The sequence below is a fragment of the Alkalihalobacillus sp. MEB130 genome, from assembly GCF_032335535.1.
Taxonomy (GTDB): domain Bacteria; phylum Bacillota; class Bacilli; order Bacillales; family Bacillaceae_D; genus Halalkalibacter.
The window spans coordinates 1-16,435 of sequence record NZ_JAOANA010000026.1; the positions used below are offsets into that span (position 1 = coordinate 1).

20 protein-coding genes are annotated in these 16,435 nt (G+C 38.3%); 17 read left to right on the top strand and 3 right to left on the bottom strand.

Annotated features, from left to right (window positions below; translation table 11 throughout):
* From N0O92_RS20060 to N0O92_RS20070, 3 genes are all read left to right on the top strand, one after another.
* Window positions 1-217, top strand: a 217-nt coding sequence (locus N0O92_RS20060) for a hypothetical protein (protein ID WP_315616423.1), incomplete at its 5' end; no start/stop codon positions are given.
* Between the two features lie 79 nt (window positions 218-296).
* Entirely contained in the window at window positions 297-530 is a 234-nt protein-coding gene (locus N0O92_RS20065; RefSeq protein ID WP_315616424.1) for a hypothetical protein, read from the top strand.
* Between the two features lie 224 nt (window positions 531-754).
* Window positions 755-886, top strand: coding sequence for a hypothetical protein (locus N0O92_RS20070; RefSeq protein WP_315616425.1), 132 nt, complete (start codon window positions 755-757; stop codon window positions 884-886).
* A 193-nt stretch (window positions 887-1,079) separates the two neighbouring features.
* Here N0O92_RS20070 and N0O92_RS20075 read toward each other — a convergent pair whose 3' ends face one another.
* Window positions 1,080-1,454, bottom strand: a complete 375-nt coding sequence (locus N0O92_RS20075) for a rhodanese-like domain-containing protein (RefSeq protein ID WP_315616426.1) — start codon at window positions 1,452-1,454, stop codon at window positions 1,080-1,082.
* A gap of 143 nt (window positions 1,455-1,597) precedes the next feature.
* Between N0O92_RS20075 and N0O92_RS20080 the strand changes: the two genes are divergently transcribed.
* A complete protein-coding gene (locus N0O92_RS20080; protein ID WP_315616482.1) occupies window positions 1,598-2,434 on the top strand; it encodes a lipoate--protein ligase family protein in 837 nt (278 codons plus the stop codon).
* Window positions 2,435-2,483: 49 nt separating this feature from the next.
* Here the strand turns inward: N0O92_RS20080 and dat are convergent, their stop codons facing one another.
* The gene (gene dat / locus N0O92_RS20085; protein ID WP_315616427.1) at window positions 2,484-3,326 is read right to left on the bottom strand and encodes a D-amino-acid transaminase; all 843 of its coding nucleotides are present in this window, start codon (window positions 3,324-3,326) and stop codon (window positions 2,484-2,486) included.
* A 460-nt stretch (window positions 3,327-3,786) separates the two neighbouring features.
* Here dat and N0O92_RS20090 point away from each other — a divergent pair, with 460 nt between their 5' ends.
* The 4 genes from N0O92_RS20090 to N0O92_RS20105 all read left to right on the top strand — a co-directional run bounded on the left by N0O92_RS20090 (window position 3,787) and on the right by N0O92_RS20105 (window position 9,110).
* Window positions 3,787-6,339, top strand: coding sequence for a vitamin B12-dependent ribonucleotide reductase (locus N0O92_RS20090; RefSeq protein WP_315616428.1), 2,553 nt, complete (start codon window positions 3,787-3,789; stop codon window positions 6,337-6,339).
* A 170-nt stretch (window positions 6,340-6,509) separates the two neighbouring features.
* Complete coding sequence (gene splB, locus N0O92_RS20095) at window positions 6,510-7,535, top strand: spore photoproduct lyase (protein ID WP_315616429.1); 1,026 nt, start codon at window positions 6,510-6,512, stop codon at window positions 7,533-7,535.
* Window positions 7,536-7,689: 154 nt separating this feature from the next.
* Complete coding sequence (gene mntR, locus N0O92_RS20100) at window positions 7,690-8,115, top strand: transcriptional regulator MntR (RefSeq protein ID WP_315616430.1); 426 nt, start codon at window positions 7,690-7,692, stop codon at window positions 8,113-8,115.
* 98 nt (window positions 8,116-8,213) lie between these two features.
* The gene (locus N0O92_RS20105) at window positions 8,214-9,110 is read left to right on the top strand and encodes a patatin-like phospholipase family protein (protein ID WP_315616431.1); all 897 of its coding nucleotides are present in this window, start codon (window positions 8,214-8,216) and stop codon (window positions 9,108-9,110) included.
* Between the two features lie 200 nt (window positions 9,111-9,310).
* Here the strand turns inward: N0O92_RS20105 and N0O92_RS20110 are convergent, their stop codons facing one another.
* Window positions 9,311-9,718: an SA1362 family protein gene (locus N0O92_RS20110; protein ID WP_315616432.1), complete on the bottom strand. Its 408-nt coding sequence runs from the start codon at window positions 9,716-9,718 to the stop codon at window positions 9,311-9,313.
* A gap of 507 nt (window positions 9,719-10,225) precedes the next feature.
* Between N0O92_RS20110 and N0O92_RS20115 the strand changes: the two genes are divergently transcribed.
* The 9 genes from N0O92_RS20115 to spoIIIAE all read left to right on the top strand — a co-directional run bounded on the left by N0O92_RS20115 (window position 10,226) and on the right by spoIIIAE (window position 16,297).
* Complete coding sequence (locus N0O92_RS20115; protein ID WP_315616433.1) at window positions 10,226-10,705, top strand: YqhR family membrane protein; 480 nt, start codon at window positions 10,226-10,228, stop codon at window positions 10,703-10,705.
* A gap of 97 nt (window positions 10,706-10,802) precedes the next feature.
* Window positions 10,803-11,873, top strand: a complete 1,071-nt coding sequence (locus tag N0O92_RS20120; RefSeq protein ID WP_315616434.1) for a M24 family metallopeptidase — start codon at window positions 10,803-10,805, stop codon at window positions 11,871-11,873.
* A gap of 117 nt (window positions 11,874-11,990) precedes the next feature.
* Entirely contained in the window at window positions 11,991-12,548 is a 558-nt protein-coding gene (efp, locus tag N0O92_RS20125; RefSeq protein WP_315616435.1) for an elongation factor P, read from the top strand.
* A 171-nt stretch (window positions 12,549-12,719) separates the two neighbouring features.
* Window positions 12,720-13,001 carry a YqhV family protein gene (locus N0O92_RS20130; protein ID WP_315616436.1) on the top strand — a complete coding sequence of 94 codons (282 nt, stop codon included), beginning with the start codon at window positions 12,720-12,722 and terminating at the stop codon, window positions 12,999-13,001.
* A gap of 16 nt (window positions 13,002-13,017) precedes the next feature.
* On the top strand, window positions 13,018-13,950 hold the full coding sequence (gene spoIIIAA, locus N0O92_RS20135; RefSeq protein ID WP_315616437.1) for a stage III sporulation protein AA: 933 nt from the start codon (window positions 13,018-13,020) through the stop codon (window positions 13,948-13,950).
* On the top strand, window positions 13,947-14,459 hold the full coding sequence (gene spoIIIAB, locus N0O92_RS20140; RefSeq protein WP_315616438.1) for a stage III sporulation protein SpoIIIAB: 513 nt from the start codon (window positions 13,947-13,949) through the stop codon (window positions 14,457-14,459). The genes spoIIIAA and spoIIIAB overlap by 4 nt, the downstream gene beginning before the upstream one ends.
* 21 nt (window positions 14,460-14,480) lie before the next feature.
* Window positions 14,481-14,687 carry a stage III sporulation protein AC gene (gene spoIIIAC, locus N0O92_RS20145; protein ID WP_034630453.1) on the top strand — a complete coding sequence of 69 codons (207 nt, stop codon included), beginning with the start codon at window positions 14,481-14,483 and terminating at the stop codon, window positions 14,685-14,687.
* Window positions 14,688-14,701: 14 nt separating this feature from the next.
* Window positions 14,702-15,091 (top strand): stage III sporulation protein AD, encoded by a 390-nt coding sequence (gene spoIIIAD, locus N0O92_RS20150; RefSeq protein ID WP_315616483.1) that lies wholly within the window; start codon window positions 14,702-14,704, stop codon window positions 15,089-15,091.
* 51 nt (window positions 15,092-15,142) lie between these two features.
* Window positions 15,143-16,297, top strand: a complete 1,155-nt coding sequence (gene spoIIIAE / locus N0O92_RS20155; RefSeq protein ID WP_315616484.1) for a stage III sporulation protein AE — start codon at window positions 15,143-15,145, stop codon at window positions 16,295-16,297.
* Window positions 16,298-16,435: the final 138 nt, after the last annotated feature.

Below are 16,435 nucleotides of genomic sequence, written 5' to 3' on the forward strand. Positions count from 1 at the left end.
CACTTGCTTCTTAAATTCTGTGGTAAACGTTCTTCTTTTTTTGGACATAGTAGATTCGCTCCTCACTTGTTATATGGTTATTCTACTAGCCCTTATTTTTATTGTCCAACTAAGTGTAGCCTATTCAGAAGGAGCTCGTAGAATTGGAGAAAGGAAAGAGAGATGGATTCCTGAAATTGGAGGAGCACGAAGATTTGGGGAAAAAAAAGTGAGATAGGTTCCTGAAATAGAAGGAGCTCGAAGATTTGGGGAAACAAAAGAGAGATAGGTTCCTGAAATAGGAGGAGCTCGAAGATTTGGGGAAACAAAAGAGAGATGGATTCCTGAGATTGGAGGAGCTCGAAAATTTGGGGAAACAAAAGAGAGACGGATTCCTGAGATTGGAGGGGCTCGTAGAATTGGGGAAACAAAAGAGAGATAGGTTCCTGAAGATGGAGGGGCTTGTAGAATTGGGGAAACAAAAGCGAAATAGGTTCCTGAAGATGGAGGAGCTCGAAGAATTGGGGAAAGAAAGCGAGATGGATTCCTGAAGATGGAGGAGCTCGAAGGTTTTGAGAAACAAAAGCGAGATGGATTCCTGAAATAGGAGGAGTACGAAGATTTGGGGAAACAAAAGAGAGATAGGTTCCTGAAATAGGAGGAGCTCGTAGAATTGGGGAAAGGAAAGAGAGATGGATTCCTGAAATAGGAGGAGTACGAAGATTTTGGGAAACAAAAGAGAGATAGGTTCCTGGAATAGGAGGAGCTCGTAGAATTGGGGAAACAAAAGAGAGATAGGTTCCTGAAGATGAAGGGGCTTGTAGAATTGGGGAAACAAAAGAGAAATAGGTTCCTGAAGATGGAGGAGCTCGAAGAATTGGGGAAAGAAAGCGAGATGGATTCCTGAAGATGGAGGAGCTCGAAGGTTTTGAGAAAGAAAAGCGAGATGGATTCCTAAAGTCAGAAAGGAAGAATCAAAGACCGGGGATTCTTGAGAAACTAGACAGGCTAGGTGGTTATACAGTTTTTTCATCAAATTTTCTCTCGGAAAAATAAAGAAGATGACCCCAACCGGTTTCATCTTCAAGTTCATTGCGTTATTATTTTTTCTTGATTTTCCCTGACCACTTTTTAAATCCACCTTTAAGGTGTGAAATGTCTTCTGCGCCACGTTTCTTTTTAATTAATTGTGCGGCTTGTCTACTACGAGCGCCTGATTGGCAGTATAGATAGACAGGTTGATCATTTCGAACTTCATTGATTCGTTGACGAAGTTGTGACATTGGGATGTTTCTAGCTCCAAGAATATGACCACCTTCGTATTCACGTGGTTCTCGAACATCAATTAATTGAGCTTTTCGATATCCTTTAATGAAGTCTTCTTGGGTTAATGTTTTTAAATATTTTGGATTGTAAAAGCGCTTAAAAACGAGATATACTACAAATCCAAGTAAGATAAGCCATAAAAATTCCATCAGTGTCGTTTACACTCCTTTACGTACTGCGTCCCTATCCATTATAATATCCGCTTCTTAAATACGCAATAACTCAAATAACTTGGCTAGAAAACAAATCCTTTGTTAGAATAACATAGAGATTAATTGGAAAGAAGCGATGTATAGTGAAAGAAACGTGGCGGTACATAGATTCAGGTAATTGCTCTCCTGCTTATAATATGGCTTTGGATGAGGCTTTGTTGGATTGGCATAGCAAAGGGATCATCCCTCCAACGATACGTTTTTATGGATGGAACCCTGCAACTCTCTCCATTGGATACTTCCAAAAGGTAGAAAAAGAAATCAATATGGAAAAAGTGAAAGAGTACAACCTAGGGTTTGTTCGCAGACCAACGGGTGGGCGTGGAGTATTGCATGATCAAGAATTAACGTATAGTGTGATCGTTTCAGAGGAACATCCAGAGATGCCAAAGACAGTGACCGAAGCGTATCGTGTCATATCGGAAGGGATTTTAGAAGGATTTAAAGATGTTGGATTGGATGCTTATTTTTCGATACCGAGAACGGATGAAGAAAAAAATGCATTGAAAAATCCTCGTTCAGCTGTTTGTTTTGATGCGCCTTCTTGGTATGAGCTTGTTGTGGAAGGAAGGAAAGTGGCAGGGAGCGCTCAAACGAGACAAAAAGGAGTCATCTTACAGCATGGATCAATAATCTTAGATATAGATGAGGATAAGCTGTTTGATTTATTTAATTACTCAAGTGAACGTTTACGCGAACGAATGCAAAAGAATTTTAAAAACAAAGCGGTAGCTATCAATGCACTTAGAAGTGAGCCTCTCACAATGGAACAAGCAAAGGCAGCTTTTAAAAGAGGGTTTGAAAAAGGATTAAACATTGATTTAGAGCCATATACGTTAACAAAAGATGAAGAAGAAATCGTGAATCAAATAGCGAGAGATCGCTATGAGACAGATGAATGGAATTATAGGAAGTAACTATATGAAAAAAGAGGACTGGTTGTTAGTGACCAGTCCTCTTTTGCTGCTATTTAACTTTTGGGAGCAATTCCTTAAATTTCTTTTGAAGATCTTTAGTTACAGGACCTACTGGAAAAGTGGTAGATAGTTGTCCGTAAACGGCCTTAATTGGTGTAATCTCAACAGAGGAGCTTGAAATAAATGCTTCATCTGCATGTTCTAGTACGTCAACAGGAAAAGGCTCTTCTACTACAGAATAATCATGTTTTTGAGCAACATCAATAATTAATTGGCGTGTAATCCCATTTAAAATAAGGTTGGTTGCCGGGTGTGTGTACAGCACCTTATCTTTTATAAGAAAAAGATTGGATGAGGAACCTTCAGTAATTGTCCCATTGCGATGTAGAATCGCCTCTTGGCATTTGTTATCAGCTGCTTCACGTTTGACCATTACATTTCCTAATAAGTTAATGGTCTTTATATCACAGCGTAGCCAGCGAATATCATCTGTCAACCAAACATCAATCCCGTTTTTTTGTGAATCTTCGAGTGTTTGAGCAGGTTGTGTGAAAGCTGTGAAAATCGGAGTTGATTCTCTTGAATATAAATGGTTGCGAGGTTCTACCCCACGAGTGACTTGAAAATAAACTAGACCATCCTGAATGGAGTTTTTTTCAATTAATGTAGTGATGAATTGTGTAATCTTCTCTTTTGAATAAGGAAGGGTGATGTCTAATTTCTTTGAGCTTTCAATAAGACGATTAAGGTGTAAGTCCATAGCAAAAGGCTGGCCTGCATATACTTTAACTACTTCGTATATTCCATCACCAAAATAGTATCCTCTGTCATCAAAATGGATGGAAGCCTCCGTTTTAGGAATGATTTTTTCATTTTGTATAATGTATTCCATATTTTGTTCCTCCAGCTATTCAATATCTAAATGTTGATTTATTTTCTTACCGATGTATGCATCAAGAATAACATAATTATGATTATCACCGATTAAAAATTTTGTCAAAGATTTTGTATCGCCGCCGAAACTATGATGAAATAAGACATTGAAATCAATTTTATTCTGGCAAGAGACGAATTCGTTCAAAATGTCGAAAAAAAGCGGATAACATTCTACTAAACTCGTAAATCCTTCTTTTTTTTAGCCATTACAAAGTTGACAAATGAAATCGAAATATAATCCAACACAATATATGGTGTATGGAAAATAAATTTAAGCACAATATATTGAATCTAGTGATGATCTTGTGGTAAGCTTACCCAAGAATATCGTACATGGACAAGCACAACAGTTATAAGAGATCAACTAGAAATACTAGTTAAATATAGATTTCCATGTGAAAGAGGAGGAGACGCGAATGGCAATGACGATGTCAAATGTGATGCGCCTGAATACGGAAAGACTAAATGAGGATATTGAGCAATTTTCGCAAGTTCACTCAATTACAAGCGACATGCATATTACTCAAAAAGGCGTATCAAGACTCGTAATGTTAGACCGTTACACGTTTAAAGATACAGAAAAGAAAACATTAAAAGAAGGGGATTTCGTTGTCTTAACTGTAAAAGACGACCCGAAGTTCCCAGCACGCGGATATGGATTCGTTACAGAGCTTAACCGTGACCAAAATCAAGCGAAGGTACTCATTGATGAAGAGTTTCGTGGAGTACTTGAAGGAGAAGAGGCAGATTCAGGTGTTGTTACTCGCTCACTAGATACTATTGAAAAGCCTTTAGAAATTTATTATGAGCAAATTGCTAAACGTAATGCAACTGGTCTTGCCTCAGTTGAAACAACGGAAGAAAAACGTCAAGAAGTTTTCGAACAGTTTTTTGAGCAACTCGTTTCCATGAATTTCATTCCAGCAGGTCGTGTTTTGTATGGTGCTGGAGCGGAGACAGATGTTACGTACTTTAACTGTTATGTTATGCCTTACGTTCAAGATTCACGTGAAGGCATCTCTGAACATCGTAAGCAAGTTATGGAAATTATGAGTCGTGGTGGAGGTGTGGGGACGAACGGTTCAACATTACGCCCGCGTAATACACTTGCTCGTGGAGTGAATGGTAAGTCATCTGGATCGGTTTCATGGCTTGATGATATTGCAAAACTTACGCATCTTGTGGAACAAGGTGGGTCTAGACGTGGAGCTCAAATGATCATGCTTTCTGACTGGCATCCTGATATTTTAGAATTCATCATTTCTAAAATGCAAAATCCACGCATTTTGCGTTTCTTGTTAGAAAATACAGAAGACGAACATATTCGAAAGCTTGTTAAAGATAAACTTTCCTTCACACCACTAACAGTGGTTGAAGAATCAATGTACCAAGGTATTGTTAACTACAAGACCATTGCTGGTCACGGTGGTTTCGATCCGAAAGTTATTGAAGATGCGGAAGAAAAATTACGTGTTGGTGGAACGTACTCTGTAAATAACGCGGAGTTTTTAACTGGTGCCAATATTTCCGTTTGTTTAACGAAAGAATTTATGGAAGCTGTAGAAAATGATGAAGAATATGCTCTTCGTTTCCCTGACGTGGAGAACTACGATGAAGCGGAAATGAAAGCATATAATGAGAACTGGCATGAAGTTGGCGATGTTCGTGAATGGAAAGAACAAGGATACGGTGTACGTACGTACCGTATTATTAAAGCGAAAGAATTATGGAATTTGATTAATATTTGTGCAACATATAGTGCAGAACCAGGTATTTTCTTTATCGATAATGCAAACGACAAAACAAATGCAAAAGCATATGGTCAAAAAGTCGTTGCGACGAATCCATGTGGAGAGCAACCGTTAGCTCCATATTCAGTTTGTAACCTTGCAGCAATTAATTTAGCGGAAATGGCTAATAAAGTAACAAAAGAAGTCGATTTTGAGAAGCTAAAGAAAACCGTTCAAGTTGGGGTTCGCATGCAAGATAATGTCATTGATGCAACGCCATACTTCTTAGAACAAAATACAAAGCAGGCCAAAGGAGAACGCCGTGTTGGTTTAGGTGTTATGGGTCTTCATGATTTACTTATTTATTGTGAATCCGTATATGGTTCCGAAGAAGGAAACGATTTAGTGGATCGAGTGTTTGAGACAATTGCGACAACAGCATATCGAACAAGCATTGAACTTGCAAAAGAAAAAGGAAGCTTCCCATTCTTGGTTGGTGCAACTGAGGAAGAAACGTTAGAGCTTCGTAACGCATTTATTAATACTGGATACATGAAAGCAATGCCAGAAGACATTCGTCAAGGAATTGTGGAGCATGGAATTCGTAATTCACACTTGCTAACGGTTGCTCCAACAGGAAGTACGGGAACAATGGTAGGTGTATCAACGGGGCTCGAACCGTATTTTTCATTCTCTTATTTCCGTAGCGGACGCCTTGGTAAATTTATTGAAGTAAAAGCAGGGATTGTAGAAGATTATTTACAAGCAAATCCTGATGCGGATGCAAATGAATTGCCAGAGTGGTTTATTTCAACAATGGAGTTACCACCAGAAGCTCATGCCGATGTACAATGCATTATTCAACGCTGGGTAGATAGCTCATTATCTAAAACGGTAAATGCTCCTCGTGGCTATACAGTTGAACAAGTACAAGCTGTATATGAGCGTCTGTACCGTGGCGGTGCAAAAGGTGGTACAGTGTATGTTGATGGTAGTCGTGATGCTCAAGTTCTTTCATTAAAAGCGGAAGAAAATCGCTTTGAAGATGAAAAAACGACTAATCCAGATAAAAAGAAAGTGGTCCTCATTGATACGATCTCTGAAATTAGATCTACAAATGTGACAATTGGTTCAGAAGTTGGAAATACTTGTCCCGTTTGTCGAGAAGGACAAGTTGAAGACCTTGGTGGATGTAATACATGCACAAGTTGTGGTGCGCAACTAAAGTGCGGTCTATAAGGACGTTTAAAAAAGGACTAAATCATACAGATTTAGTCCTTTTTTCTAGTAAATGACAGGCTGAATTTTTCATATGTAGCACACCCTATTAGCGATTGAAATGGATTTTAAAGTGACGGAGAAAAAGTGTAAAAAAGGGTCGCTTATTAAGAAGAAATTGAGGTGTGAACATGAAGGCGTTTGAGCCACAGCTTGTATATATAGAACCAGGGGCACTTGAGTACCCATTAGGTCGTGAGTTAAAAGAGAAATTTGAGAAAAAAGGTGTTGAAATTAGAGAAACTACCTCTCACAACCAAGTCCGAAATATTCCAGGTAATAATGAACTTCAACAATACCGGAATGCAAAATCAACCCTTGTCATTGGGGTGAGGAAAACGTTAAAGTTTGATACGTCAAAACCATCAGCTGAATATGCGTTGCCACTTGCAACAGGTTGTATGGGGCATTGTCATTATTGTTATTTACAAACGACTCTCGGCAACAAACCCTATATTCGCACATATGTAAATTTAGAAGATATTTTTGAAGCAACTGATAAATATATTAAAGAGAGAGAACCTGAGATTACTCGATTTGAAGCTGCTTGTACATCTGATGTCGTGGGGCTTGATCACTTAACTCATTCATTAAAGAAGACAATTGAACATATTGGACAGACGGACCTAGGAAGATTGCGTTTTGTTACAAAGTATCATCATGTCGATCATTTACTTGATGCGAAACATAATGGAAATACAAGATTTCGATTTAGTGTAAATTCAGATCATGTTATCAAGCACTTTGAACCAGGCACATCTTCATTTCTAGAGCGAATAGAAGCGGCGGGAAAAGTAGCCAAAGCAGATTATCCTTTAGGATTCATTGTAGCTCCGTTAATTTTGCACGATCAATGGAAAGAAGGGTATTATGAGTTATTTGAACGATTGGAAGCCATTTTACCAGCTTATGCGAAAAGAGATCTAACCTTTGAATTGATACAGCATCGCTTTACAAAAACAGCGAAGAACATTATTCAAAAAAGGTATCCTAAGTCAAAGCTAGAAATGAATGAAGAAGAGCGGAAATATAAGTGGGGAAGATACGGACGGGGCAAATATGTATATAAAGATGAAGAAGCGGGAGATTTAAGAGAAACCATTCAATCCTATATCGATAAATTTTTCCCAGAAGCAAAAATGGAATACTTCACATAAACTTGGCTAATTTCATTGTCCTCTTCCTATATTCTATTGTAAAATAAAAGGTGTTGTTCATTTTTGGGATAAAACAAGATACAAAATGATATAGATTTATCGTTTATGTATAAGTCAAAGGCTATACGCTTTGATGATAATTGGAGGGGACACTATGCCAACACCTAGTATGGAAGATTATTTAGAACGAATATATATGTTGATTGAGGAGAAAGGTTATGCAAGGGTCTCCGATATTGCAGAGGCATTAGAAGTCCATCCATCTTCGGTTACTAAAATGGTTCAAAAGTTGGATAAAAGTGAATATTTAATTTACGAAAGATACCGGGGATTGGTATTGACGGCAAAAGGAAAGAAAGTCGGAAAACGGCTAGTTTACAGACATGAATTACTAGAAGATTTCATGCGACTAATAGGGGTTAATAATTCTCATATTTATCAAGATGTAGAGGGGATCGAACATCATTTAAGTTGGGACGCTATTGATCGAATTGGAGATTTGGTACAATATTTTCAAGAAAAAGAAACTAGAGTGGAAGCATTAAGAGATATTCAAAAGCGCAATGAAGAAGAGGCATAAAATAAAGACATTCGCAAAAAAGTTTGCGGATGTTTTTTATATTTTTAGGTTGTCCTCCTCTTACCCATACATATGGTTGTAGGAGGAGGTGACATCTTATGAAGGTTGATGGTGTGTTTGCCGGTGGAGGAGTAAAAGCTTTTGCATTTATTGGAGCACTCCAGGTTATGGAGGAAAAAGGGTATGAATTTGATCGAATCGCTGGCACAAGTGCTGGATCTATAATAGCAGCGCTTATAAAAGCAGGATATAAAAGCGAAGAAATTTTTGAAATGCTCGATCAATTAGATATAGAATCCTTCAAGGATGAGCGAATGTCAGTCCTTCCATTTGCTATTACTAAATGGGTGCACATGTATTTTCGATTAGGGTTATACAAAGGCAACGCATTAGAGAATTGGATCAAACAAGTCTTAGAAGCAAAAGGGATAAAAACGTTCGGTGATTTACCAAGTGGATCGTTAAAAGTGATTGCATCTGACTTAACGAAGGGAAAGTTACTCGTATTACCTGATGATTTACAACAGTATGGTGTGATTCCTGAAAAATTCCCTGTAGCTCGAGCTATTCGGATGAGCTGCAGCATTCCATACTTCTTTGAACCAGTAAAAATATATGATCGAGGAAGTGGAGGAAAAGCATCATATATAGTAGATGGAGGATTACTCAGTAATTTTCCGATGTGGCTATTTATGGATGGCAACCCAAAAAGGTGGAGAAAACCGGCAATTGGATTTCAATTAAAACCGGAACTAAGTGAGATGCCTCCAAAAAAAATTAAAAATGCAATATCCATGTATCGTGCCTTATTTGAAACTATGACATCAGCACACGATATTAAATACATTGATGAAGACCATGCACGCAATATCGTATTCATCCCTGTCCTAAATGTAAAAGCAACAGACTTTGAATTATCCGAAGAACAAAAGGAGAAACTCATCATCTTAGGAAGAGAAGAAACCAATCACTTCCTAAAAAATTGGTGTTACTAAAGATTTTATAAAAAAGGGCCGGTCTTGCCCTTTTTTATAAAATCGAAGCGATGAGCGGAGCCGCCGTAAAGGTGTTAAGCCTTTTGAGTGGGTTTGTCAAAAGGCGCACGGCGAGAGGAGCCATCGCCCATGTTCGCACACATAAGGCAAAAAAGGGCCGGTCTTGCCCTTTTTTATAAAATCAAAAAAGAAACGAGCGTTTAAAAAAACGCTCGTTTCTTCTTTTTGCTTTTCTTGCCTTCTATTACAGTCAAATTATGCCCTTCTCTTCGGGTTTTTGGGCGAGTGTTTTTTTTCTTTTCATTAGCAGGGTTGGATCGTTTCGGTTTGAAAACAGCTGTTGGTGAGGGAGAAGACGAATGCTTCGTACTTGTTCGTTTTGCTTTTTGAAGCTGCGCTCGACTTGGCCCTGTTTGCGATGGGAAAAGAGAAGTTCCATATTTACGAGCCATATACCAACGATAAATTAAGAAAATAACTGCAACAAAACCAACTATCATGAGGATTCTTGTTAAGAAGCCTAATGGGTTAAAAATCAGCTCGTAACCGAGTCCAATAAAAGCAAAAAATACAACAACGGGTATGATGTACTTCATGGCTGAACGCATTTGTCTGCACCTCCAATAATATTAGCGATCAAAGGCTACACAATCTCTGCTGTCACAAAAAAGTTCTATAAGGTACATGGGTACTAGATGAATCGATGAATATCTCACTAGTGTATAGAGAAAACTACTACAACATGCTACACAACCCAAAGTACATGAACTGTTTCAAACAGTGATGGTAAGTCTTGTTCGTTAGATTTTTTATGCTAACGCCAATTATTACACATTTGGCGGATTAAGGAATGAAAAATTCATGCCTAAAACGGTTGGTCGATAGATTTTTTGCAATACTTTTGCTTTTTATAATAAGGTAACTTTGTTACTTTATCTATTCTACAGATGACTGAAAAAATCCTCTATTAAAGCTACTAGTCATTAATTCTAACAAAAATACTTTTTCGTTACATTATACCCAAGTGGCGCAGGCTTCATTCGAGTTGGACAATATAAATTTACATGACTTTTCAACTTTATTATCGGACATACTAAAGTTCGGAGGTGGACAAGATGGAAAAACAATATGTGGATAAAAACAATGATGAAATGTCATTTGCGGCAAAAGTAGCATTAATTGGTCTGTTCGGTGGTTTAATCTGGTCACTCGTTGGTTATTTTGCTTTTTATTTTAATTTTATTCGAGTTGGCCCGGCTCTAGCCTTAATGCCGTTTGTGCTAGGTGATTGGAAAGATACGTACATTGGACAATTAGTCGGGATAGCGATAATCTCAGTATTATCTATAGGGGTTGCATTCTTATATAAATTGCTTTTACAAAAGATAAATAAATTGTGGGTTGGAATTGGATTTGGCCTTGTCCTATGGCTACTGGTTTTTTATGTGCTAAATCCCCTTTTTCCTGGGTTAAAGTCGTTAAATAATTTAGATATGAATTCCATTATTACCTCTATTTGCTTGTATGCCTTGTACGGTGCATTTATCGGGTACTCTATATCCTATGAATATGCAGAACAGCATCAAAATGCTTAGGCTTCTCTTTTGATCGTGCTTGTTCCACTTCGGTTTATGCTACAATAGTTTTGTAAAGTGTGACGTGCACAAGTTAAAAAGAGAAAGGAACGATACAATGAATCGAATCGAGGCATTACGTTCAAAGTTAAAAGAACAACAAATTGATGGATTGCTCGTGACAAGTAGTTACAACAGACAATATATGACCCAATTTACGGGGACAGCTGGGGTTGCCATTATTTCTGCAGAAAAAGCCTTGTTTATAACAGACTTTCGTTATATGGAACAAGCTCAAGAACAAGCAAAAGAATTCGAAATTATTCAACACACGGGTCCTATTTTTGTAGAGGTGGCTAAGCAAGTTGAGAAATTAGGTCTGAAAAAACTTGGTTTCGAGCAATCTCATCTTACATATGAAGCACATCAAATTTACGCAAAGCAAATGGAATCGATAGAGCTTATTCCAGTATCAGGAATGGTTGAAGCGATTCGCCTCATTAAGACAGAAGAAGAAATTAACATTATACAGGAAGCGGCTAATATTGCTGATGCGGCCTTTCAGCATATTACGTCTTTTATCCGTCCAGGTATTACGGAATTAGCTGTATCAAATGAATTAGAGTTTTTTATGAGAAAGCAAGGGGCTAGTAGTTCTTCCTTTGACATTATTGTTGCTTCTGGTTATCGCTCAGCTCTCCCGCATGGGGTTGCGAGTGATAAGATTATAGAAAAAGGGGAACTCGTTACGCTGGATTTTGGTGCTTATTATAAAGGATACTGTTCTGATATTACACGAACGGTTGCTGTAGGAAATGTAAGTGATGAATTGAAAAATATCTATCATACTGTATTACAGGCACAACTCTTAGGAATGAAAGGTATCAAGCCAGGCCTAACTGGAAAAGAAGCGGACGCATTGACAAGAGATTATATTGAAGCTAAAGGATATGGAGAATATTTTGGACACTCTACAGGGCATGGTCTTGGGATGGAAGTGCACGAAGGACCGTCTCTTTCACTGAAATCCAATACTGTATTAGAACCCGGTATGGTTGTTACTGTCGAACCAGGTATTTATGTTGCTGGTGTCGGTGGTACGAGAATTGAAGATGATACATTGATTACACAAGATGGAAATCGTTCTTTTACGCATTCACCGAAAGAATTATTAATTGTTGGGGAGTAAGATTTCTGTTTCTATCATTGATAAGAAAATAAGATAAGAAACTTTTTCCAAGCTGTGGTATAGTAGTGATTGTGACTGAACGTCCAAGCATTGGATGGAAATATGGAGGAAGATACAATGATTTCTGTAAACGATTTTAAGACAGGTTTAACAATTGAAGTTGATGGTGGAATTTGGCAAGTAATGGAGTTCCAACATGTAAAGCCGGGTAAAGGAGCTGCATTCGTACGTTCTAAATTGCGTAACCTTCGTACGGGTTCTGTACAAGAAAAAACATTCCGTGCAGGTGAGAAAGTATCAAAAGCTCATATTGAAAACCGTCGCATGGCTTACTTGTATGCTAGTGCAGATATGCATACATTTATGGATAATGAATCTTACGAGCAAATTGAATTACCTACAGCTCAAATTGAACATGAATTGAAATTTTTAAAAGAAAACATGGTTGTTCAGATTATGACATACCAAGGTGAAACTCTTGGTGTTGAAGTTCCTAATACAGTAGAGCTTGAAGTGACGGAAACAGAGCCTGGAATTAAAGGGGATACTGCTTCAGGTGGTACGAAACCAGCTACATTAGAAACGGGCTTAACTGTACAAGTTCCATTCTTTATTAATCAAGGTGACGTACTAATTATTGATACAAGAAGTAGTTCTTATGTTTCGCGTGCTTAATTAACAATAAAGAGGTTATCCATATTGTGGGAAAGACCCTTATGGAATAACCTCTTTCTTTATTATATGAATGATTTGTGGGACGAGCTTAATAAGCTCGTCTTTTTTTTGTTCTGAATAAGGTGTTTCATTCATAAGGTTGTACAAAGCGAATATTGTTGAGGTGGAAGAATGAAAACGTGGTTCTACACGATTGAAATGACATTGTTAGTAATGGTTGGGTTGAGAGTGATCTCCGGTTTAATTGAATTAACGGTTGCTGGTTTGATCTTGAAATTTAATAGTATTGAAAAGGCCGTTGCGTTAAATGCCATGCTTGCTATTATTGGTCCTACTATTTTTATTGCATCTATTGCTTTAGGCCTGATAGGGATGTCAGACAAATTATCGTTATCAAAATTTTTGTTTATAGGAGCTGGGGTCGCACTGATTCTAATTGGAATTAGAAAGTAGAGGGAGATGAAAAAACATGTTACGAGATATAGCATTCATTTTACCAGAAAATATCCAACGAATGATCAACCACTTAGACGCATATGTTGCTGAAAATGTAGAAGAAGTTCGTCTTCGAGTTGGTCGACCTCTTGAAGTTATCTCGGGAGGGCGACCCCACTATCCTCAAATAAAAAACCAATCATATCTCGTTCGGGCTGAGGATGCAAAATACTTACTAAATCAGCTTAGTCAGTATTCAATGTATGCCTTTGAAGAAGAGCTGCGACGTGGATTTATTACGATTAAAGGTGGTCATAGAGTCGGCCTAGCAGGAAAAGTCGTTTTAGATCGCGGACAAGTGAAGACGTTACGAGATATTAGTTCATTTAATATACGAATTGCCAGACAAACGATTGGAGTCGCAGAGGGAATCATTTCTCATTTGTATGATCATAGATGGTTAAACACCATTTTTATTGGCCCGCCACAGTCAGGGAAAACAACTATGCTTCGAGATGTGGCTAGGTTAATTAGCAACGGAATGCCAAGGCGAAACATTCCTCCTCTTAAAGTAGGAATTGTAGATGAGCGATCAGAGATCGCAGCAAGTATGAAAGGAATCCCCCAACTAGAACTAGGTTCGAGAGTGGATGTGCTTGACGGTTGCCCGAAAGCTGAAGGAATGATGATGCTGATTCGTTCGATGAGTCCAGATGTCCTTATTGTTGATGAAATTGGACGGGAGGAAGACGTAGTGGCTGTGCAAGAAGCTCTACATGCAGGGGTAAAGGTGATGACGACAGCTCATGGTTTCTCAGTAGAAGATGTAGAACGTCGACCTGCTCTACGAACACTAATGGAGCTTGGTGTGTTTGAACGATGCATTGAACTCACAAGAACGACTCATGCCGGTGTCATTAGAAGAATTCGTAATCAAGACAGGAAAGACGTGGTGAAAGTAACGTGAAGCTAATCGGCGCAATTTTGATCATCCTTGCAACAACGTGGGTCGGTTTTGAAGGCGCCAAAAGATTGAGTGATAGACCAAAGCAGCTTAGACAATTAAAAGTAGCAATTCAATCTTTAGAAGCAGAAATCATGTATGGGTTAACACCTTTAGCTGAAGCAAGTGAGCATATAGCCAAACAAATGCCAAAACCTATCTCAAACTTCTTTGAACAATTTGCATACAGATTGCTAAATAAACAAGAAACTGCATTTGAAGCATGGGAAGAAAGTTTAAAAGAAACATGGGGACAAACTTCGATGTTAGAAAGTGAAAGGGAAGTGATGATGCAGTTTGGTGCAACGCTTGGGCAGCATGACCGAGAACAACAACAAAAGCAAATTAAGCTCACACTTTCGCATCTAGAGCGAGAAGAACAAGAGGCAAAAGATCGTCAACATCGGTATGAGCGGATGATCAAAAGCTTGGGATTTTTGTCAGGTCTATTAATCGTCATCTTGATGTTGTAAAGGACAGGAGGAGGAGAGGTTGTGGTGTATGATGTTAACACCATTTTTCAAATAGCAGGAATTGGAATTGTAGTAGCCATGATTCATACAGTTTTGAAACAAATGGGGAAGGAAGACTGGGCGCATTGGGTCACTTTGATTGGATTTGTCGTAGTCCTATATATGGTGGCCACTATTGTTGATGATTTATTTCAGAAAATAAAAGGGGTCTTCCTGTTTCAAGGGTAGGGGGGTGAGTTGCGATTGATATTATCCAGATTGTCGGGTTAGGACTTATCGCAACCTTCCTAGCCCTAGTCGTTAAAGAACAAAAGCCATTATTTGCTTTTATGTTAACAGTGTTTGTTGGTATTCTCATTTTTTTATTTCTAATTGATGAGATTGTCAAGATTATTAGCATGCTTGAGGGGATTGCTGAACAAGCAAACATGAACATGATGTACTTGCAAACCATACTAAAAATCATTGGTATTGCATACATAGCAGAGTTCGGTGCCCAAATTGCGAAGGATGCAGGACAAGCTGCTATCGCTTCAAAAATTGAACTTGCTGGAAAAATTCTTATATTAGTGATGGCCATCCCAATCTTAACTGCAGTCATTGAAATGGTTCTTTCTCTATTACCATCGTAGGAGAGGGAGATTGGAGGGACAAGCGTGAATATACGGTTCATCGTTCAAGGAATTATCGTAGTTACCGTCTTATTACTATTTGCACCAATCAGCTTTGCTGAAACAGAACCGTTGGACGAGCAAGGATTTGTTGACAAACAATTGGAACAACTTCAGCTCGACGAAGTAAGAGCTTATTGGGAACAAATCTCTACAGAGTATGGTGGTTTTTTACCTGAAAGTCAAAAAGGTACGTTCATGGAATTTGTCCGAGGGGACAAGCAATTTTCATTTAAAGAGTGGGGATTGGGTCTTGTTCGGTATCTATTACATGAATTGTTAGTGAATGGAAAGTTACTAGGTTCACTCATTCTTCTTACCGTCTTTTGTATGATATTACAATCACTTCAAAATGCTTTTGAACAACAAACGGTCAGCAAAGTAGCTTATGCCATTACGTATATGGTCCTTATGATCATAGCACTTAATAGTTTTCAGGTAGCGATTTCTTATGCACAAGATGCAATTGGAAGTATGGTTCACTTTATGATTGCAATGCTTCCGCTATTATTGGCGATGATGGCAGCAATCGGAAACATTACATCAGCAGCTTTGTTTCACCCGCTTATTATCTTTTTAGTGAATACAAGTGGTTTATTAATTCAACATGTTGTGTTACCACTGTTATTTTTATCAACCGTATTAAGCATTGTCAGTACATTAACTGATCATTATAAGGTGACAAAACTGGCAACGTTTTTAAGAAACATCGCAATTGGAACTTTAGGTGTGTTTTTAACCGTCTTTCTTGGAGTAATTTCTGTGCAAGGAGCAGCGACTGCTGTATCAGATGGAATAACCGTTAGAACAGCAAAATTCATTGCCGGAAATCTTGTTCCTGTAATTGGCCGAATGTTCACAGATGCAGCAGATACGGTTTTAAGTGCGTCATTATTGTTGAAAAACACGATTGGAATTGCAGGACTTGGGATTTTATTAATGCTATGTGCATTTCCAGCAATAAAAGTGTTGTCATTAGCCATTATTTTCAACTTATCTGCCGCTGTCCTTCAGCCGTTAGGAGGAGGTCCAATCATTGAATGCTTATCCATCATCGGAAAAGCAGTCATCTTTGTCTTCGCCGCCATGGCTGTTGTCTGCCTCATGTTCTTCCTAGCCATCACCATCATGGTAGCAGCAGGGAATTTATCGATCATGATGAGATAGAGAGTTTATGAAAAAAGGCGAACTTTCCTTTTTTCATAAACTCGAAGCGATGAGCGGAACCACCGTAACAATTTTAAGCCTTTTAGGAGTGAACTTCTCCTAAAAGGCGCACGGCGAGTGAAGCCATCGCAACCATGT

Bases quoted from the DNA above. Each gene is read 5' to 3' on its own strand.
- N0O92_RS20075 (WP_315616426.1), bottom strand. From the start codon at position 1,454: ATGGAATTTTTATGGCTTATCTTACTTGGATTTGTAGTATATCTCGTT.
- dat (WP_315616427.1), bottom strand. From the start codon at position 3,326: ATGGAATACATTATACAAAATGAAAAAATCATTCCTAAAACGGAGGCT.
- N0O92_RS20090 (WP_315616428.1), top strand. From the start codon at position 3,787: ATGGCAATGACGATGTCAAATGTGATGCGCCTGAATACGGAAAGACTA.
- splB (WP_315616429.1), top strand. From the start codon at position 6,510: ATGAAGGCGTTTGAGCCACAGCTTGTATATATAGAACCAGGGGCACTT.
- mntR (WP_315616430.1), top strand. From the start codon at position 7,690: ATGCCAACACCTAGTATGGAAGATTATTTAGAACGAATATATATGTTG.
- N0O92_RS20105 (WP_315616431.1), top strand. From the start codon at position 8,214: ATGAAGGTTGATGGTGTGTTTGCCGGTGGAGGAGTAAAAGCTTTTGCA.
- N0O92_RS20110 (WP_315616432.1), bottom strand. From the start codon at position 9,718: ATGCGTTCAGCCATGAAGTACATCATACCCGTTGTTGTATTTTTTGCT.
- N0O92_RS20115 (WP_315616433.1), top strand. From the start codon at position 10,226: ATGGAAAAACAATATGTGGATAAAAACAATGATGAAATGTCATTTGCG.
- N0O92_RS20120 (WP_315616434.1), top strand. From the start codon at position 10,803: ATGAATCGAATCGAGGCATTACGTTCAAAGTTAAAAGAACAACAAATT.
- efp (WP_315616435.1), top strand. From the start codon at position 11,991: ATGATTTCTGTAAACGATTTTAAGACAGGTTTAACAATTGAAGTTGAT.
- N0O92_RS20130 (WP_315616436.1), top strand. From the start codon at position 12,720: ATGAAAACGTGGTTCTACACGATTGAAATGACATTGTTAGTAATGGTT.
- spoIIIAA (WP_315616437.1), top strand. From the start codon at position 13,018: ATGTTACGAGATATAGCATTCATTTTACCAGAAAATATCCAACGAATG.